Origin of the sequence: Bradyrhizobium sp. th-b2 (assembly GCF_000426785.1) — a bacterium.
Classification (GTDB): domain Bacteria; phylum Pseudomonadota; class Alphaproteobacteria; order Rhizobiales; family Xanthobacteraceae; genus Bradyrhizobium; species Bradyrhizobium septentrionale.
Genome location: NZ_AUGA01000015.1, coordinates 26,095 through 45,134 on the forward strand (window position 1 = coordinate 26,095; position 19,040 = coordinate 45,134).

At 64.1% G+C, this 19,040-nt stretch carries 21 protein-coding genes; all 21 read left to right on the forward strand.

Annotated features, from left to right (window positions below):
• Positions 1-127: 127 nt before the first annotated feature.
• The 21 genes from K359_RS0118900 (at position 128) to K359_RS0119000 (ending at position 18,964) form a co-directional block, all read left to right on the forward strand.
• Entirely contained in the window at positions 128-493 is a 366-nt protein-coding gene (locus K359_RS0118900; RefSeq protein WP_018271860.1) for an NADH-quinone oxidoreductase subunit A, read from the forward strand.
• On the forward strand, positions 484-1,074 hold the full coding sequence (locus K359_RS0118905) for an NADH-quinone oxidoreductase subunit B family protein (RefSeq protein ID WP_029080755.1): 591 nt from the start codon (positions 484-486) through the stop codon (positions 1,072-1,074). Before K359_RS0118900 ends, K359_RS0118905 begins: the two co-directional genes overlap by 10 nt.
• 10 nt (positions 1,075-1,084) lie before the next feature.
• Complete coding sequence (locus K359_RS0118910; RefSeq protein ID WP_029080756.1) at positions 1,085-1,702, forward strand: NADH-quinone oxidoreductase subunit C; 618 nt, start codon at positions 1,085-1,087, stop codon at positions 1,700-1,702.
• Entirely contained in the window at positions 1,699-2,895 is a 1,197-nt protein-coding gene (locus K359_RS0118915; protein WP_029080757.1) for an NADH-quinone oxidoreductase subunit D, read from the forward strand. Before K359_RS0118910 ends, K359_RS0118915 begins: the two co-directional genes overlap by 4 nt.
• 41 nt (positions 2,896-2,936) lie before the next feature.
• On the forward strand, positions 2,937-3,548 hold the full coding sequence (gene nuoE / locus K359_RS0118920) for an NADH-quinone oxidoreductase subunit NuoE (protein WP_029080758.1): 612 nt from the start codon (positions 2,937-2,939) through the stop codon (positions 3,546-3,548).
• The gene (locus tag K359_RS0118925; protein ID WP_029080759.1) at positions 3,548-3,757 is read left to right on the forward strand and encodes a hypothetical protein; all 210 of its coding nucleotides are present in this window, start codon (positions 3,548-3,550) and stop codon (positions 3,755-3,757) included. The genes nuoE and K359_RS0118925 overlap by 1 nt, the downstream gene beginning before the upstream one ends.
• 19 nt (positions 3,758-3,776) lie before the next feature.
• The gene (nuoF, locus tag K359_RS0118930; protein WP_029080760.1) at positions 3,777-5,102 is read left to right on the forward strand and encodes an NADH-quinone oxidoreductase subunit NuoF; all 1,326 of its coding nucleotides are present in this window, start codon (positions 3,777-3,779) and stop codon (positions 5,100-5,102) included.
• A gap of 8 nt (positions 5,103-5,110) precedes the next feature.
• Positions 5,111-5,599: a hypothetical protein gene (locus K359_RS0118935; RefSeq protein WP_156928563.1), complete on the forward strand. Its 489-nt coding sequence runs from the start codon at positions 5,111-5,113 to the stop codon at positions 5,597-5,599.
• 7 nt (positions 5,600-5,606) lie between these two features.
• Positions 5,607-7,682, forward strand: coding sequence for an NADH-quinone oxidoreductase subunit NuoG (gene nuoG, locus K359_RS0118940; protein ID WP_029080762.1), 2,076 nt, complete (start codon positions 5,607-5,609; stop codon positions 7,680-7,682).
• A 10-nt stretch (positions 7,683-7,692) separates the two neighbouring features.
• On the forward strand, positions 7,693-8,763 hold the full coding sequence (nuoH, locus tag K359_RS0118945) for an NADH-quinone oxidoreductase subunit NuoH (protein WP_029080763.1): 1,071 nt from the start codon (positions 7,693-7,695) through the stop codon (positions 8,761-8,763).
• A 7-nt stretch (positions 8,764-8,770) separates the two neighbouring features.
• Complete coding sequence (gene nuoI / locus K359_RS0118950) at positions 8,771-9,265, forward strand: NADH-quinone oxidoreductase subunit NuoI (protein WP_029080764.1); 495 nt, start codon at positions 8,771-8,773, stop codon at positions 9,263-9,265.
• A gap of 9 nt (positions 9,266-9,274) precedes the next feature.
• Complete coding sequence (locus tag K359_RS0118955; protein WP_029080765.1) at positions 9,275-9,913, forward strand: NADH-quinone oxidoreductase subunit J; 639 nt, start codon at positions 9,275-9,277, stop codon at positions 9,911-9,913.
• Positions 9,910-10,218 carry an NADH-quinone oxidoreductase subunit NuoK gene (nuoK, locus tag K359_RS0118960; protein ID WP_027537255.1) on the forward strand — a complete coding sequence of 103 codons (309 nt, stop codon included), beginning with the start codon at positions 9,910-9,912 and terminating at the stop codon, positions 10,216-10,218. Before K359_RS0118955 ends, nuoK begins: the two co-directional genes overlap by 4 nt.
• 7 nt (positions 10,219-10,225) lie before the next feature.
• Positions 10,226-12,298: an NADH-quinone oxidoreductase subunit L gene (nuoL, locus tag K359_RS0118965; protein WP_029080766.1), complete on the forward strand. Its 2,073-nt coding sequence runs from the start codon at positions 10,226-10,228 to the stop codon at positions 12,296-12,298.
• 1 nt (position 12,299) lies between these two features.
• Complete coding sequence (locus K359_RS0118970; RefSeq protein ID WP_029080767.1) at positions 12,300-13,814, forward strand: NADH-quinone oxidoreductase subunit M; 1,515 nt, start codon at positions 12,300-12,302, stop codon at positions 13,812-13,814.
• Positions 13,815-13,825: 11 nt separating this feature from the next.
• Positions 13,826-15,262, forward strand: coding sequence for an NADH-quinone oxidoreductase subunit NuoN (gene nuoN / locus K359_RS0118975; protein ID WP_029080768.1), 1,437 nt, complete (start codon positions 13,826-13,828; stop codon positions 15,260-15,262).
• A gap of 61 nt (positions 15,263-15,323) precedes the next feature.
• The gene (locus K359_RS0118980) at positions 15,324-16,130 is read left to right on the forward strand and encodes a biotin--[acetyl-CoA-carboxylase] ligase (protein ID WP_029080769.1); all 807 of its coding nucleotides are present in this window, start codon (positions 15,324-15,326) and stop codon (positions 16,128-16,130) included.
• On the forward strand, positions 16,130-17,800 hold the full coding sequence (locus K359_RS0118985) for a ribonuclease J (RefSeq protein WP_029080770.1): 1,671 nt from the start codon (positions 16,130-16,132) through the stop codon (positions 17,798-17,800). The genes K359_RS0118980 and K359_RS0118985 overlap by 1 nt, the downstream gene beginning before the upstream one ends.
• A 46-nt stretch (positions 17,801-17,846) precedes the next feature.
• Positions 17,847-18,251: a methylmalonyl-CoA epimerase gene (gene mce / locus K359_RS0118990; RefSeq protein WP_029080771.1), complete on the forward strand. Its 405-nt coding sequence runs from the start codon at positions 17,847-17,849 to the stop codon at positions 18,249-18,251.
• Between the two features lie 6 nt (positions 18,252-18,257).
• Positions 18,258-18,533, forward strand: coding sequence for a DUF1467 family protein (locus K359_RS0118995; RefSeq protein ID WP_029080772.1), 276 nt, complete (start codon positions 18,258-18,260; stop codon positions 18,531-18,533).
• A gap of 83 nt (positions 18,534-18,616) precedes the next feature.
• A complete protein-coding gene (locus K359_RS0119000) occupies positions 18,617-18,964 on the forward strand; it encodes a hypothetical protein (protein WP_029080773.1) in 348 nt (115 codons plus the stop codon).
• Positions 18,965-19,040: the final 76 nt, after the last annotated feature.

The window sequence follows — 19,040 nt, forward strand, 5'->3', positions numbered from 1 at the left end:
GGAAGGACGGTAAAAGCGTCAAAATAGCTTGTCTTGCGCCCCCTGTTGCGCTGCGCTAAAGCCTCAAGAACAATTCCAATCAACGAATCTGCGGCGCGTCCGAAACCGCAGCAAGAAGGCCTCGCCGATGACCGGCATCCTGCAGAATTACCTCCCACTTGTGGTCTTTATCGGAGTCGCCAGCCTGATCGGTCTGGCGCTTCTGATCGCGCCGTTCCTGGTCGCGTTCCAGTCGCCCGACCCGGAAAAGCTGTCCGCCTATGAATGCGGATTCAACGCTTTTGACGACGCCCGCATGAAGTTCGACGTCCGCTTCTATCTGGTGGCGATCCTCTTCATCATCTTCGACCTCGAAGTGGCGTTCCTGTTCCCCTGGGCGGTGGCGTTCGGAAAGCTCGGCGCGACCGGCTTCTGGTCGATGATGGTCTTCTTGGCCGTGCTGACGGTCGGGTTTGCATATGAATGGAAGAAAGGCGCGCTCGAATGGGATTGAGCCCCACCGCCGCATCCTCGCAGCCGGCGATCGCGCAGGCTCCGAAAGGAATCATCGATCCGTCGACCGGCAGGCCGGTCGGCGCCAATGATCCGTTCTTCCTTGAGGTCAATCACGAGCTGTCCGACAAGGGCTTCTTCGTCGCCGCGGCCGACGACCTCATCACCTGGGCGCGTACCGGCTCGTTGATGTGGATGACCTTCGGTCTCGCGTGCTGCGCAGTCGAGATGATGCAGGTCTCGATGCCGCGCTACGACGTCGAGCGCTTCGGCTTTGCGCCGCGTGCCTCGCCGCGGCAGTCCGACGTGATGATCGTCGCGGGCACCCTGACCAACAAGATGGCGCCCGCGCTGCGCAAGGTCTACGACCAGATGCCGGAGCCGCGCTACGTCATCTCGATGGGCTCCTGCGCCAATGGCGGCGGCTACTACCACTATTCCTACTCGGTGGTGCGCGGCTGCGACCGCATCGTGCCGATCGACATCTACGTGCCGGGCTGCCCGCCCACGGCGGAAGCGCTGCTTTACGGCGTGCTGCTGCTGCAGAAGAAGATTCGCCGTATCGGCACCATCGAACGCTAAGGTTTCAGGCATGGACGACGGCAAGCTCGACGCCCTTGGGCAGACGATCGTGAGCGCGCTTCCGGGCGCCGCCACCGCGCACTCGGTCGCCTTCAATCAACTCACTATCGACGTCGAGATTGGCAGAATCGTGGACGTCGTCACTTTTCTGCGTGACGATCCGAACTGCCGCTTCGTCAACTTCACCGACGCGACCGCGGTCGACTATCCGAGCCGCGAAAAGCGCTTCGACGTCGTGTACCATCTGCTATCGCCGACACTGAACGCCCGCATCCGGCTGCGCGGGCAGGCCGACGAGACCACGCAGGTGCCGTCGATCATCGGCGTGTTCCCGGGCGCCGACTGGTTCGAGCGCGAGACCTACGATCTCTACGGCGTGATCTTCACCGGTCATCCGGACATGCGCCGCCTGCTGACGGATTACGGCTTCGACGGCCATCCGCTGCGCAAGGACTTCCCGCTCACCGGCTTCGTCGAGGTCCGCTACGACGACCAGGAGAAGCGGGTGCTGTACGAGCCTGTCCGGCTCAACCAGGAATTCCGCAAGTTCGATTTCCTTTCGCCCTGGGAAGGCGCGGACTATCCGCTGCCCGGTGACGAGAAGGCCAAGGCGGAGCCGAAGCCATGAACGAGCAACCGCAAAATCTTCGCAACTTCACCATCAATTTCGGTCCGCAGCATCCGGCGGCGCACGGCGTGTTGCGCCTCGTGCTGGAGCTCGACGGCGAAGTTGTCGAGCGCGTCGATCCGCATATCGGCCTGCTTCATCGCGGCACCGAGAAGCTGATCGAGCACAAGACCTATCTGCAGGCGATTCCGTATTTCGACCGGCTCGACTACGTCGCGCCGATGAATCAGGAGCATGCGTTCTGCCTCGCGGCGGAAAAGCTGCTCGGCATCACGGTGCCGCGTCGCGGCCAGTTGATCCGCGTGCTGTATTGCGAGATCGGCCGCATCCTGTCGCATCTGCTCAACGTCACCACCCAGGCGATGGACGTCGGCGCGCTGACCCCGCCGCTGTGGGGTTTCGAAGAGCGCGAAAAGCTGATGGTGTTCTATGAGCGCGCCTCGGGCTCGCGCATGCACGCGGCGTTCTTCCGCGTCGGCGGCGTGCACCAGGACCTGCCGCCGAAGCTGATCGACGATATCGATGCATGGTGCGATCCGTTCCTGAAAGTCGTCGACGATCTCGATACGCTGCTGACCGGCAACCGCATCTTCAAGCAGCGCAACGTCGACATCGGCGTGGTGCCGCTGAAGGAATCCTGGGAGTGGGGTTTCTCCGGCGTGATGGTGCGCGGTTCGGGCGCGGCCTGGGACCTGCGCAAATCGCAGCCTTACGAGTGCTACGCCGAGATGGATTTCGACATTCCGATCGGCAAGAACGGCGACTGCTACGACCGCTATCTGATCCGCATGGAAGAGATGCGTCAGTCGGTGCGCATCATGAAGCAGTGCGTCCAGAAGCTGAAGGCGCCGGACGGGCAGGGCCCGGTCGTGGTCGAGGACAACAAGATCGCGCCGCCGCGCCGCGGAGACATGAAGCGCTCGATGGAAGCGCTGATCCATCACTTCAAGCTCTACACTGAAGGCGTGCACGTGCCGGCCGGCGAGGTTTATGCCGCGGTCGAGGCGCCGAAGGGCGAGTTCGGCGTCTATCTGGTCGCCGACGGCACCAACAAGCCCTACAAGTGCAAGATCCGCGCGCCGGGCTTCGCCCATCTGCAGGCGATGGATCACATCTGCAAGGGCCATCTGCTGGCCGACGTTTCCGCCATCCTTGGCTCGCTGGACATCGTGTTCGGCGAAGTCGACCGGTGATGATGTCCGCATCCGCACCGCCCGCAATGAGAGTTTGATCGATGTCCGTCCGCCGCCTTGCCCCGAAGGAATTGCAGCCCGCGAGCTTCACGTTCACGGACGAGAATCTCGCCTGGGCCAAGAAGCAGATCGAGAAATATCCGCCGGGCCGCCAGGCTTCGGCTGCGATCGCGATCCTGTGGCGCGTCCAGGAGCAGCATGACGGCTGGGTGTCGGAAGCCGCGATCCGCGCCGTCGCCGACCTGCTCGAGATGCCGCATATCCGCATGCTGGAGATCGCGACCTTCTACACCATGTTCCAGCTCTCGCCGGTCGGCAAGAAGGCGCATGTGCAGGTGTGCGGCACCACGCCGTGCCGGCTGCGCGGCGCCGCCGACCTGATCGAGGTCTGCCAGCATCGCATCCATCATGATCCGTTCCAGCTGTCGAAGGACGGCAACTTCTCCTGGGAAGAGGTCGAGTGTCTCGGCGCCTGCGTGAACGCGCCGATGGTGCTGATCTGGAAGGACACCTATGAGGACCTGACCAAGGAAAGCTTCGGCAAGGTGCTCGACGGTTTTGCCGCCGGCAATCCGCCGAAGCCGGGCCCGCAGGTCGACCGTCAGTTCTCGGCCCCCGCGGGCGGTCCGACCACGCTGAAGGAAACGACCTGATGGCGGCCACTCAGGTGCAGGCAAACGGGACGGGGAGGGCTGCGATGAAGGCTTGGCGCACGATCGCCCTCCATACTTCTGTCGCGGCCGGCTTCATGTTCCTGCTGCAACGTTACGGCCTGAGCGCGACGCTGGAATCCAGCCTGTTGTGGGCCATCGTGTTCGGCGGCTGCGCCGCCGGGCTCGCTTACTCCCAAGCCAATCGGTGATGTTCGGAAAGTTTTGAGCATGCTCGACGACAAGGACCGCATCTTCAAGAACCTCTACGGCCTGCATGATTGGGGCCTGGAGGGCGCGCGCCGCAGAGGCGCCTGGGATGGTACCAAGGGGATCATCGACAAGGGCCGCGACTGGATCATCAACGAGATGAAGGCCTCGGGTCTGCGCGGCCGCGGCGGCGCGGGCTTCCCGACCGGCATGAAGTGGTCCTTCATGCCGAAGGAGTCCAAGGACGGCCGTCCGAGCTATCTCGTCGTCAACGCGGACGAGTCGGAGCCCGGCACCTGCAAGGACCGCGAGATCATGCGGCACGATCCGCATCTGTTGGTCGAGGGCTGCCTGCTCGCGAGCTTCGCGATGGGCGCGCACGCCTGTTACGTCTATATCCGCGGCGAATTCATCCGCGAGCGCGAACACCTGCAGGCGGCGATCGACCAGGCCTATGAGGCCAAGCTGGTCGGCAAGGACAACATCAACGGCTGGCCGTTCGACATCTATGTCGCCCACGGTGCCGGCGCCTATATCTGCGGCGAGGAAACCGCGCTGCTCGAGAGCCTCGAGGGCAAGAAGGGCCAGCCGCGGCTGAAGCCGCCGTTCCCGGCCAATGTCGGCCTCTATGGCTGCCCGACCACGGTCAACAACGTCGAGTCGATCGCGGTCGCGCCCGACATCCTGCGCCGCGGCGCCGCCTGGTTCGCCGCCATCGGCCGTCCGAACAATGTCGGCACCAAGCTGTTCTGCATCTCCGGCCATGTCGAGCGGCCCTGCAACGTCGAAGAGGCGATGGGGATTCCGTTCCGCGAACTGATCGAGAAGCATTGCGGCGGGATCCGCGGCGGCTGGGACAATCTGAAGGCCGTGATCCCCGGCGGCTCGTCGGTGCGCATGGTGCCGGCCGAGCAGATCATCGACACGCCGATGGATTTCGACAGCTTGAGCAAGCTGCGCTCGGGCCTCGGCACCGCGGCCGTGATCGTGATGGACAAGTCGACCGACCTGATCCGGGCGATCGCGCGCATTTCCTATTTCTACAAGCATGAGAGCTGCGGCCAGTGCACGCCGTGCCGCGAGGGCACAGGGTGGATGTGGCGCGTCCTGACCCGCATGGCCGACGGCCGCGCCCACAAGCGCGAGATCGACATGCTGCTCGAGGTCACCAAGCAGGTCGAGGGCCACACCATCTGCGCGCTCGGTGACGCCGCCGCCTGGCCGATCCAGGGCCTGATCGCGCATTTCCGTCATGAGATTGAAGAGCGGATCGATCAGTATTCGCACAAGGCCGATCTCGACGATCAGGGCGTTCGCGATCCCGTGCACATGGTAGCTGCGGAGTAATGACGGCGATGACGCAAAAGGCCGCATGGTGGCAGAGATACGGGACGTTTGCGCAGATGGCGCACGCGACCGTGGCGCTGCTCGGCTTTTGCGCCGTCCTGCTGCAGATCAACGAGATCCGTTGGTCGAGCCGCGCCTCCGCTGCGCGCACGGCGTTTCTGGGTTACACCGATCTCGCCTTCAAGAACCCGAAATTCGCGCAGCCCGATTACGAGGCTATCAAGGCCGGCGGTCGCGAAGAGCGGTCGCAGTATGAGAGCTTCGTCTCGTACTTCCTCTATGCCTGCGAGGAGACCTTTGCTGCATTCGCGGACAAGCGCGAATGGCAGGCGTCCTGTGACTACGATCTGAAGCCGCATTTGCCGTTTCTTTGCGAGAAGAACCAGGCGCAGCCCGCCTATCTCGCGACCTACGGCACCGACACCCAGCAATGGGTGAAGACCTCACTGAAAACCGCCAGCGTCGCACCGCCCGACTGCAAGCTCGGAAAGACCTGAGACAGACATGAGCAAGATCATCATCGATGGCAAAGAGATCGATGTGCCGCCGGAGTACACGCTGCTGCAGGCGTGTGAGGCGGCCGGTGCCGAGATTCCGCGCTTCTGCTACCACGAGCGGCTGTCGATCGCCGGCAATTGCCGGATGTGCCTGGTCGAGGTGAAGGGCGGCCCGAAGCCGGTCGCAAGCTGCGCTTGGGCCGTGCGCGACTGCCGTCCGGGTCCGAAGGGCGAGCCACCGGAGATCACGACCCGCTCGCCGATGGTCAAGAAGGCGCGCGAAGGCGTGATGGAGTTCCTGCTGATCAACCATCCGCTGGACTGCCCGATCTGCGACCAGGGCGGCGAGTGCGACCTGCAGGACCAGGCGATGGGCTACGGCGTCGACACCAGCCGTTTCGCCGAGAACAAGCGCGCGGTCGAGGACAAATATCTCGGCGCGCTGGTCAAGACCTCGATGAACCGCTGCATCCAGTGCACGCGCTGCGTCCGCTTCTCCGCCGAAGTTTGCGGCGCGCCGGAAATGGGCGCGACCGGGCGCGGCGAGGACATGGAGATCACCACCTATCTGGAGCAGGCGCTGAGCTCGGAGCTGCAGGGCAATCTCGTCGACATCTGCCCGGTCGGCGCGCTGACCTCGAAGCCCTATGCGTTCGCGGCGCGGCCTTGGGAGCTCGGCAAGACGCAGTCGGTCGACGTCATGGACGGCGTTGGCTCCGCGATCCGCGTCGACACCCGCGGCCGCGAGGTGATGCGCATCCTGCCGCGCATCAACGAGGCGGTGAACGAGGAGTGGATTTCCGACAAGACCCGCCACGTCGTCGACGGCCTGCGCACCCAGCGGCTCGATCGGCCCTATGTCCGCGAGAACGGCCAGCTCAGGCCGGCGACCTGGCAGGAAGCCTTTGCGGCCATTGCTGCCAAGGCCGGCCGCATTGACGGCAAGCGGATCGGCGCGATCGCGGGCGATCTCGCCGCGGTCGATGAAATGTATGCGCTGAAGGAACTGCTGGCGAAGTTCGGCTCGGTCAATCTGGCGGTGCAGGGCGGCGACGCGTTCGACGCCAAGGCCGGCCGCGGCTCCTACATCTTCAACCCGACCATTGCAGGCATCGACCAGGCCGACGCGATCCTGATCATCGGCTCGCATCCGCGCAAGGAGGCCGCGGTGCTGAACGCGCGGATCCGCAAGCGCTGGCGCACCGGCGCCCTCAAGGTCGGCATGATCGGCGCCAAGGCCGATTTCACCTATGACCACGACTATCTCGGTGCGGGCACCGACACGCTGGCCGATCTCGTGGCCGGCAAGCACTCCTTTGCCGATGTGCTGAAGAACGCCACGCACCCGATCATCCTGGTCGGCGCCGGTGCCTACACCAGGCATGACGGCGCCGCGGTGCTGACGCAGGCCGCCAAGCTCGCCGTCGATGTCGGCGCGCTGAAGGACGGCTGGAACGGTTTTGCCGTGCTGCAGGATACCGCCTCGCGCGCCGGTGCGCTCGATATCGGCTTCTCGCCGGCGACCGGCGGCCTGACCACGGCGCAGATGACCACCTTCGGCACGCTCGACGTGCTGTTCCTGCTCGGCGCCGACGAGATCAAGGCGCCGGACGGCACCTTCGTGGTCTATATCGGCACCCATGGCGACAAGGGCGCGCATCGCGCCGACGTCATCCTGCCGGGCGCGGCCTACACCGAGAAATCCGGCATCTACGTCAACACCGAGGGCCGGGCGCAGATCGCCAACCGCGCCGCATTCCCGCCGGGCGAGGCCCGCGAGGACTGGGCGATCATCCGCGCGCTGTCCGACGTGCTCGGCAAGAAGCTGCCGTTCGACTCGCTGCAGGCGCTCCGCCAGGCGATGTTCAAGACCTATCCGCATCTGATGCGGCTGGACCAGATCGAGGCCGGCAAGGCTGATGACGTCAAGGCGCTAGCGGGCAAGGGCGGCAGCGTCGACAAGGCGGCGTTCAAGCCGACCGTCGAGGATTTCTATCTGACCAACCCGATCGCGCGGGCCTCTGCCGTGATGGCGGAATGCTCGCGGTTGGCGTCGGGCCGAATGCTGACGGCAGCGGAGTGAGCGTGACCTGATGGCTGATTTCTTCGCAAGCTCGTTCTGGACCGGCTTCCTCTGGCCGCTGATCATCATGGTCGCAGAGAGCCTGTTGCTGCTCGTCGTGCTCCTGATCGCGATCGCCTACATCCTGCTCGCCGACCGCAAGATCTGGGCGGCGGTGCAGATCCGCCGCGGCCCCAACGTGGTCGGGCCGTTCGGCCTGCTGCAATCCTTCGCGGACTTGCTGAAATTCGTGCTCAAGGAACCGGTGATTCCGTCCGGCTCGAACAAGGGCGTGTTCCTGCTGGCGCCGCTGGTCTCCTGCGTGCTGGCGCTGGCCGCGTGGGCCGTGATCCCGTTCAATCTCGGCTGGGTGATTTCCGACATCAATGTCGGCGTGCTCTATATCTTCGCGATCTCGTCGCTGTCGATCTACGGCATCATCATGGCCGGCTGGTCGTCGAACTCGAAGTACCCGTTCCTGGCGGCGCTGCGCTCGGCGGCGCAGATGGTGTCCTATGAGGTCTCGATCGGCTTCGTCATCATCACCGTGCTGCTCTGCGTCGGCTCGCTGAACTTGTCGGCGGTGGTCGAGGCGCAGAACTCTCGCGGGCTCGCGCATTTGATCGGTCTGCCGCAGCTCACCATCCTGAACTGGTATGTGTGGCCGCTGTTTCCGATGTTCGTGGTGTTCTACGTCTCGGCGCTGGCGGAAACCAATCGCCCGCCGTTCGACCTCGTGGAAGCGGAATCCGAGCTGGTCGCGGGTTTCATGACCGAATACGGCTCGACCCCGTATCTCTTGTTCATGCTCGGCGAGTATGTCGCGATCACCACGATGTGCGCGCTGGCGTCGATCCTGTTCCTGGGCGGCTGGCTGCCGCCAGTCAACCTGCCGCCGTTCACCTGGATTCCGGGCATCATCTGGTTCGCCCTCAAAGTGTTCTTCATGTTCTTCATGTTCGCGATGGCGAAGGCGATCGTGCCGCGCTACCGCTACGATCAACTGATGCGGCTCGGCTGGAAGGTGTTCCTGCCGCTGTCGCTGGCGATGGTGGTGATCGTGGCCGGTGTGCTGCAGTTCGCCGGCATCGCGCCGAAGTGAGGCCGTCATGAGTGTCAACATCAACGCAACCGCCCGTTCGCTCCTCTTGTCGGAATTCGTCTCGGCGTTCGTTCTCGCCATGCGTTATTTCTTCAAGCCGAAGCCGACGCTGAACTATCCCTTCGAGAAGGGCCCGATCTCGCCCCGCTTCCGTGGCGAGCACGCGCTGCGCCGCTATCCGAACGGCGAGGAGCGCTGCATCGCCTGCAAGCTGTGCGAGGCGATCTGCCCGGCGCAGGCGATCACGATCGAGGCCGGCCCGCGCCGCAACGACGGCACCCGCCGCACGGTGCGCTACGACATCGACATGGTGAAGTGCATCTATTGCGGCCTGTGCCAGGAGGCATGCCCGGTGGACGCCATCGTCGAGGGACCGAATTTCGAATTCGCGACCGAGACACGCGAGGAACTCTACTATGACAAGGCGAAGCTGCTCGCCAATGGCGACCGCTGGGAGCGCGAGATTGCGAAGTCGATGGCGCTCGACGCGCCGTACCGGTGAGGTGAGGGCATGATCCTTCCGGCGTTGTTCTTCTATCTGTTTGCTGCTGCCTGCGTGGCCTCGGCGGTCATGGTGATTGTCTCGCGCAATCCCGTGCACTCCGTGCTGTATCTGATCCTGGCCTTCGTCAACGCCTCGGGGCTGTTCATCCTGATGGGCGCCGAGTTCCTCGGGATGATGCTGATCGTGGTCTATGTCGGCGCGGTCGCGGTGCTGTTCCTGTTTGTCATCATGATGCTCGACGTCGATTTCGTCGAACTGCGCGAGGGCTTCATCCAGTACCTCCCGATCGGCATCGTGATCGGTGGCATCTTCCTGTTCGAGCTACTGCTTGTCGTCGGCGCCTGGGTGATCAACCCGTCCGTGACCAAGACGATCACCGCGGCGATCCCGACCAATATCAGCAACACCGAGGCGCTCGGCCTCGTGCTCTATACGAAGTACATCCATTACTTCCAGCTCGCCGGCATGGTGCTCTTGGTCGCGATGATCGGCGCCATCGTGCTGACGCTGCGCCACAAGGCGAACGTCAAGCGGCAGAACATCAACGTGCAGAACGCGCGCACGCCGGAGATGGCGATGGCGATGCGCAAGGTGGCGTCGGGGCAGGGCCTGCAGGATGCCGACGCGGCGGAGTGGGTGAAATGACCATCGGGCTCGGGCACTATCTCGCGGTCGGCGCGATCCTGTTCACGCTCGGGATCCTCGGCATCTTCCTCAACCGCAAGAACATCATCGTCATCCTGATGTCGATCGAGCTGATCCTGCTGTCGGTCAACATCAATCTGGTGGCGTTCTCGACCTTTCTCGGCGACATCGTCGGCCAGGTGTTCGCGCTGCTGGTGCTGACGGTGGCGGCGGCCGAGGCCGCGATCGGGCTTGCCGTGCTGGTGGTGTATTTCCGCAACCGCGGTTCGATCGCGGTTGAAGACGTCAATCTGATGAAGGGCTAGCGCGCAGATGTACCAGGCAATTGTCTTTCTGCCGCTGCTGGGCGCCATTCTCGCGGGGCTGATCTCGATATTCGGCGCGCATGCCCGCAATCCGAGCGGTGACACCGTCGAGCATCACGACGATGCGCATGGCGACGCCCATGCCTCCGCTGCGCACGACGATCACGGCCAGGACGACCATGGCCATGACGACCACCACGTCTCCGAGCCGGCGGCGGCGGGCTCCCGGCTGGCCGAACTGATCACCACCGGCCTGCTGTTCGTCTCGGCGGCGCTGTCCTGGTTCGCGCTGGTCGATGTCGGATTCATGCATCACGACGCGCGGATCGCGCTGTTGCCCTGGATCACCTCGGGCGATCTGCAGGTCGCCTGGTCGCTGCGGATCGATACGCTGACGGCGGTGATGCTGGTCGTGGTCAACACGGTGTCCGCGCTCGTGCACCTCTATTCCATCGGCTACATGGACGAGGATCCGTACCGGCCGCGGTTCTTTGCCTATCTGTCGCTGTTCACCTTCGCGATGCTGATGCTGGTGACCGCGGACAATCTGGTGCAGATGTTCTTCGGCTGGGAAGGCGTCGGTCTGGCGAGCTACCTCCTGATCGGCTTCTGGTACCAGAAGCCGTCGGCGAACGCGGCGGCGATCAAGGCCTTTGTGGTCAACCGGGTCGGCGATTTCGGGTTCCTGCTCGGCATCTTCTCGATCTTCATGCTGGTCGGCTCGATCGATTTCGAGACCATCTTCCATGCCGCGCCGGGGTTGACCGGCAAGACCATCAACTTCTTCGGCTGGCACGCCGACGCGCTGACACTGACCTGCATATTCCTGTTCATGGGTGCGATGGGCAAATCGGCGCAGTTTCTGCTGCACACCTGGTTGCCGGACGCCATGGAAGGCCCGACCCCGGTGTCGGCGCTGATCCACGCCGCGACCATGGTTACCGCCGGCGTCTTCATGGTGGCGCGGCTGTCGCCCTTGTTCGAGCTGGCGCCGAATGCGCAGGCGGTGGTGATGTTCTTCGGCGCCACCACGGCGTTCTTCGCCGCCACCATCGGCCTGGTGCAGAACGACATCAAGCGCATCGTCGCCTACTCGACCTGTTCGCAGCTCGGCTACATGTTCGTAGCGATGGGAGCAGGGGCCTATTCAGTCGGCATGTTCCATTTGTTCACGCACGCCTTCTTCAAGGCGCTGCTGTTCCTAGGCTCCGGCTCGGTGATCTACGCGATGCATCACGAGCAGGACATCCGCAACATGGGCGGCCTGTGGCGCAAGATTCCGTACACGTTCGCGGTGATGTGCATCGGCACCCTGGCCCTGACCGGCTTCCCGCTGTTCGCCGGCTACTTCTCCAAGGATGCGATCATCGAAGCGGCCTATGCAGCGCACAACCCGTTCGCGACGTATGCCTACGGGCTGACGATCGCGGCCGCCGGCCTGACCTCGTTCTACTCCTGGCGTCTGATCTTCAAGACCTTCTTCGGCGAGCCGCACGACCAGAAGCACTACGAGGCGGCGCATGAGAGCCCGGTGTGGATGCTGGTGCCGATCGGCGTGCTCGCCGCAGGCTCGATCCTGGCGGGTCTGCCGTTCAAGGAAGTGTTCGCCAGTCCGCACGGCGTCGAGGAGTTCTTCCGCGAATCGGTGAAGATGAACCCGCACATCCTCGAGGATATGGAGCACATGCCGGGCTGGCTCGCGCCGCTGCCGACCGTCATGATGGCCCTCGGCCTGTTCGTCTCCTACATGTTCTACATCCGCCGGCCCTATCTGCCGGTCGAGCTCGCTCGTCAGCAGCCGATGCTGTACCAGTTCCTGCTCAACAAATGGTATTTTGACGAGCTGTACGACTGGATCCTCGTGCGCCCGGCCAAGTGGCTCGGTTACACGCTCTGGAAGAAAGGCGACGGCCTCGTCATCGACGGCTTCGGTCCGGACGGCGTCTCGGCCCGTGTGCTCGACGTCACCCGCAACGTCGTCAAATTGCAGACCGGCTATCTCTATCACTACGCTTTTGCGATGCTGATCGGTGCCGCCGGATTGATCACCTGGTTCATGTTCGGCTTGGGAGGCCAGTAAAATGACAACCTGGCCTATCCTTTCCGTCACGACCTTCCTGCCGGCGGTCGGCGCGATCCTGGTCTATCTGTTGGCGCGCGGCGGCGACGAGACCGCGGGCCGCACGGCGCGCTGGATCGCGCTTTGGACCACGCTGATCACCTTCGCGATGTCGATGATCCTGGTGGCGCGCTTCGATCCGGCGCAGACCGACTTCCAGTTCGTCGAGAAGGCGTCCTGGCTCGCCACCGGCATCACCTATCACATGGGTATCGACGGCATCTCGCTGCCGCTCCTGATCCTCACCACGGCGATCATGCCGCTGTGCATCATCGCGAGCTGGAGGGCGATCACAAGCCGCGTCGGCGAATACATGATGGCGTTCCTGATCCTGGAAACGCTGATGGTCGGTACCTTCTCGGCGCTCGACCTCGTGCTGTTCTACCTGTTCTTCGAGGGCGGCCTGATCCCGATGTTCCTGATCATCGGCGTCTGGGGCGGCCCGCGCCGGGTCTACGCCTCGTTCAAGTTCTTCCTCTACACCTTCCTCGGCTCAGTGCTGATGCTGCTCGCCATCATGGCGCTGTACTGGAACGCCGGCACCACCGACATCCCGACCCTGATGCACACCGCGGTGCCGCGGTCGCTGCAGACCTGGGCGTGGCTGGCATTCTTCGCCTCGTTCGCGGTGAAGATGCCGATGTGGCCGGTGCACACCTGGCTGCCTGACGCGCATGTCGAGGCGCCGACGGCAGGCTCGGTGATCCTGGCCGCGATCCTCCTGAAGATGGGCGGCTACGGCTTCCTGCGCTTCTCGCTGCCGATGTTCCCGTTGGCCTCGCACGACTTCGCGCCGTTCGTGTTCACACTGTCCGTTATCGCCATCATCTACACCTCGCTGGTGGCGATGATGCAGGAGGACATGAAGAAGCTGATCGCGTACTCCTCGGTCGCGCATATGGGCTTCGTCACCATGGGCATCTTCGCGGTGACGACGCAGGGCGTCGCCGGCGGCATGTTCCAGATGATCTCGCACGGCATCGTCTCCGGCGCGCTGTTCCTCTGCGTCGGCATCGTCTACGACCGCATGCACACCCGCGAGATCGCCGCCTATGGCGGCCTCGTCAACCGGATGCCGCTCTATGCGATGACATTCATGGTCTTCACCATGGCCAATGTCGGTCTGCCCGGCACGAGCGGATTCGTCGGCGAGTTCATGACGCTGCTCGGCACCTTCAAGATATCGCTGCCGACCGCGTTCTTCGCCACCACCGGCGTGATCCTGTCGGCCTGCTATGCGCTCTGGCTCTACCGCAAGGTGGTGTTCGGCGCGCTGGTCAAGCCGTCGCTGATGTCGATCAAGGATCTGACCTTCCGCGAATGCGTGACGCTGTTCCCGCTGATCGCGCTGACCATCCTGTTCGGCGTCTATCCGAAGCCTGTGCTCGACATGTCGGCGGCCTCGGTGCAGCAGCTCGTCAACAATTACAACACCGCAGTGACTGCCGTGAAGGCAGCCGCGCTGGTTACGCAGTAAGGCCTTAGCCCATGAGCTTTTCCAGTGCAGGTTATCAGTTGCAGCCGGTGCTGCCCGAGCTGGTGCTCGCAGTCGGCGCCATGGTGCTGTTGATGATCGGAGCCTATCGCGGGCAGGGGACGACGCGGCTGATCACGGCGCTTGCAGTGTGCCTCTTGGTCCTGACCGGCGTGCTGGAGCTCTGGCTGCCGGCCGGCAAGCTCGTGACCTTCGGCGGCAGCTTCATCGTCGACGACTTCGCCCGCTTCCTGAAGATCCTCGCTTTAATCGCTTCCGCAGCGACGCTGATCCTGTCGACCGAGTACCTGTCCCAGCCGTCGAGCCGCAACTTCGAGTTCTCGATCCTGGTGCTGCTGTCGACGCTCGGCATGATGGTGCTGATCTCGGCCGGCGACCTGATCTCGCTCTATCTCGGCCTCGAGCTGATGAGCCTTGCGCTCTACGTCGTCGCCGCCAGCCAGCGCGACAATGCCAAGTCGAGCGAGGCCGGCCTGAAGTATTTCGTGCTCGGCGCGCTGTCGTCCGGCATGCTGCTCTATGGCGCCTCGCTGATCTACGGCTTCACCGGGACCGTCAGCTTCGCCGGCATCGCGGCGGCTGCGACCACGGGGAGCATCGGCATCGTGTTCGGCCTGGTGTTCCTGCTCGCCGGCCTCTGCTTCAAGGTCTCGGCGGTGCCGTTCCACATGTGGACGCCCGACGTCTATGAGGGCGCGCCGACCCCGGTGACCGCCTTCTTCGCCTCCGCCCCGAAGGTCGCAGCACTCGCCGTGTTCACCCGGGCGACGCTGACCGCGTTCCCCGGCATCGTCACCCAGTGGCAGCAGATCCTGGTGTTCGTGGCGATCGCCTCGATGGCGCTGGGTTCGTTTGCGGCGATCGGACAGAGCAACATCAAGCGGCTGATGGCCTATTCCTCGATCGGCCATATGGGGTTTGCGCTGGTTGGCCTGGCCTCCGGCACGGTCGAGGGGGCGCAGGGCGTCCTGATCTACATCGCGATTTATGTCGCGATGACGCTCGGCACCTTCTCGATCATCCTGGCCATGAAGCGGAATGGCCAGGCGCTGGAGCAGATCAGCGATTTTGCCGGCCTGTCCCGCACCAACCCGCTGATCGCTTTCGTCTTCGCGATGCTGCTGTTCTCGCTGGCCGGCGTTCCGCCGCTCGCGGGCTTCTTCGGCAAATGGTACGTGTTCGTCGCAGCCATCAAGGCCAATCTGTTCACGCTCGCGGTGATCGGCGTGCTGACCAGCGTGGTGGGCGCCTTCTACTATCTGTCGATCGTCAAGGTGATGTATTTCGACCAGCCGCTCGGCAAGCTCGACCCGGTCCGCGTCGAGCTGCGCACCGTGCTGGCGGTCGCAGGCATCTTCAACATCTTCTTCTTCGCCTATCCGGGCCCGCTGGTCAGCGTGGCAACGGCGGCGGCGAAGTCGTTGTTCTAGCGCGCATGGTTCCGAAAACAGGATGCTGGCTTTCGGAACCAATCCTGCGCATAACTCCGACATGACATTCACGCTCGGACCCCGAGCCATAGCGGCGGGCTACCGGCTCGCCGCCTTCGACCAGATCGGCTCGACCAATGCCGAGGCGATGCTGCGCGCCCGTGACGGCGAGCGCGGGCCGATGTGGTTCGTGACGCCTGAGCAGACCGCGGGCCGCGGCCGGCGCCAGCGGGTCTGGGTCGCGCCGCGCGGCAATCTCGCCAGCAGCATCCTCGAGGTGACCGACGTTCAGCCGGCCGTCGCTGCCACGCTTGGCTTCGCCGCCGGCCTGTCGCTCGAAGCCGCGCTGCAGAAGGTCAGTATCGAGGCGGCGCTGCGGCTTGGGCCGGACAGCCCGAAATACACCCTGAAATGGCCGAACGACGTCCTGGCCAACGGCAAGAAGCTGTCGGGCATCCTGCTGGAAGCCGAGGCGGTCGGTCACCGGCTGGCGGTCGTCGTCGGCATCGGTACCAATGTCGTCGCCGCGCCCGAGGGGACGCCGACACCTGCAGTCTCGCTTGCCGCGCTCGGCATCCAGATCGGTGCGGAAGAGCTGTTTGCCGCATTGTCGGACGCCTGGGTCGAGTATCGCGGCATCTGGGATGACGGCCGCGGCTTCCCTGAAATCCGCCGGCTGTGGCTGGAGCGTGCCGCCGGCCTCGGCGAGAGGGTCGCGGTGCAGACCGGCACCGCGACGGTCGAGGGCATCTTCGACACCATCGACGAGACCGGCTGCTTGATCGTCCGCACCGCTGATGGCGAGCGCATGCCGGTGACCGCCGGCGAGGTCTATTTCGGCACAGCGGCCTCGGTGAGGGTTAACTGATGGCGCGTCCGGACGAACTCACCTTTGCGCCGCTCGGCGGCGTCGGCGAGATCGGCATGAACCTGTCGGTCTATGGCCTCGGCAACCGCCAGCAGCGCTCATTCCTCGCGGTCGATCTCGGCGTCTCCTTCGGTGATGAGGAGCATCTGCCGGGCATCGACCTGATCATGCCGGATGTCCGCTTCCTCGAGAAAGAGCGCAACAATCTGATGGGGCTCGTGCTGACGCACGCGCATGAGGACCATTTCGGCGCGATCATCGATCTCTGGCCAAAACTCGGCTGCAAGATCTACGCGACGCAGTTCAGCGCTGCGCTATTCGAAGCCAAATGCGCAGCCGAGCGCAATCCGCCCAAAATCCCGATCACTGTGATCCCGTCGGGCGGCAAGGTCGATATCGGCCCGTTCAATGTCGAGTTCATCCCGGTCGCGCATTCGATTCCGGAATCGCACGCGCTGGCGATCAGGACAGATGTCGGCACCGTGCTGCACACCGGCGACTGGAAGATCGATCCGACCCCGGTGATCGGCCTGCCGACCGACGAGCGGCGGCTGCGCGAGCTCGGCGACGAAGGCGTGCTGGCGCTGGTCGGCGATTCCACCAACGCGGTGCGCGACGGGCGTTCGCCGTCGGAGACCGAGGTGGCCGCCACGATCAAGAAGCTGGTCAAGGCGGCCAAGGGCCGGGTCGCCGTCACGACCTTCGCCTCCAATGTCGCTCGCGTCCGGGCCGTGGTGGACGCCGCAATCGCCGCCGATCGCGAGGTCGTGGTGGTCGGCCGCGCGATGGAGCGTGTGGTGCAGGTCGCGCGCGAATGCGGCTATCTCGACGGCTCGCACAAGTTCCGCAGCACCGACGTCTACGGCCATTTCCCGGCCGACAAGGTGCTGGCGCTGTGCACCGGCAGCCAGGGCGAGCCGCGCGCGGCGCTGGCACGGATCGCCAATGACGACCATCCGCAGGTGACCCTGAACAAAGGCGACACCGTGATCTTCTCCTCCCGCACCATTCCCGGCAACGAGAAGGCGGTCGGCGGCATCATCAACGGGCTGGTGACGCAAGGCGTCGAGGTCATCACCGACCGCGAGCATCTGGTGCATGTCTCCGGCCATCCGCGCCGCGACGAGTTGCGCGACATGATCTCCTGGGTGCGGCCGCAGCTTTTGATCCCCGTGCATGGCGAGGCGCTGCATCTCGCCGAGCACGCCAAGCTGGCGCGCGCCGCCGGCGTCCCCAAGGTCCTGACCTGCCGCAACGGCGACCTGGTCAAGCTCGGGCCCGGCGACCCCGGCATCATCGGCGAAGTGCCGGCCGGGCGGCTCTACAAGGATGGAACCATCCTTGAGGATTCCAAGTCGCGTGCCGTGGTGGAGCGGCGGCGGATGGGCTTTGCCGGCTGCGCCTTCGTCGCCATTGCCATGACGGCGCAGGGCGAGCTCGTCGACGATCCCGAGGTTGATCTCGTCGGCATGCCGGAGAACAATGCCGCGGGCGAGCTGCTCGACGACATCGTGTTCGATGTGGTGGTATCGACGATCGAGGGCCTGCCGAAGCCGCGGCGGCGCGATCCGGACGCGCTCGGGGAATCGGTGCGCCGCGCGGTGCGGGCCGCGCTGAACGAGCAGTGGGGCAAGAAGCCGATCTGCATCGTGCACGTTCTGACGGTTTGACGCGCAGCATCCTTTCGAGGCGCGCGTAACGACAAGGGAGAGGATCATGCTGGGCCGGCTCAATCATGTCGCGATCGCGGTCAAGGACGCCAAACAGGCCGCGAAGATCTACGGCACCGCCTTCAATGCCGAGATTTCCGATGCGGTGCCGCTGCCGGAGCATGGCGTCATCACCGTGTTCGTGACGCTGCCCAACACCAAGATCGAGTTCATCGAGCCGCTCGGCGAGGCCTCGCCGATCGCAAAATTTGTCGAGCGCAACGTCGACGGCGGCATCCACCATGTCTGCTACGACGTGCCCGACATCATCGCGGCCCGCGACCGCATGATTGCCGAGGGCGCACGGGTGCTCGGCGACGGCCAGCCGAAGATCGGCGCGCACGGCAAGCCGGTGCTGTTCTTCCACCCCAAGGACTTTTCCGGCGCCTTGGTCGAGATCGAACAGGCTTGAGGCCAAATGGCGTACCAGATCTCCACCGGGCTTGCGATCTACTTCGTCCTTTGGTGGCTCGTGCTGTTCCTGACGCTGCCTTTCGGCGTGCGCAGCCAGCATGAGGACGGCGTCGGCGCGCCCGGCACCGATCCCGGCGCGCCGATCATGGCGCGGATGGGCCGCAAGCTGTTGTGGACCACGGTGATCTCGGCCGTGATCTTCGCGATCGCGATGTGGGCCTATTACGCCGGCTATCTCTCGATCGAGCGGCTGTCGAAATTGATGGGGATGCCGTTCTAGAAGCTGGAGCATGATCCGGAAGAGTGCCCAGCGGTTTTCCGAAAAGATCATGCTCCAAACAAAGAGCCAGTTAGGGGAGGCGAATGAATTTCCAGCGGATCGCGATCGTACTTTTCGTGTTGCTCGCCGCCGGCCTCGCCGGATCGTTCTATCTCAACTGGAAGACGTTGAAACGGCTGCAGACGGTGCAGGCCTTCGTCGAAAGTTCGGTATTCGCGGACGCGGTGGCGGCCTGCGAGAGGACCCAGAGCACGACACCGTTCAAGTGGAACGGCGGACAGTCCACCGCGGTGATCGGACTGCATTCGGTGAAGGTCGAGAAGAGCGCCGTCAGCGCGAGTTACACGCTGGTCGCCGACAGCGTCTATTGCGACTATGATCCGATCAGGAAGAAGGCCGACATCGGCTCGAGCTTCCTGGAACGGGAGTGAGGATCAACCTCGCCCCAAAGCATGATCCGGAAAAGTGCGTAGCGGTTTTCCGAAAAGATTATGCTCAAAAAGGCCG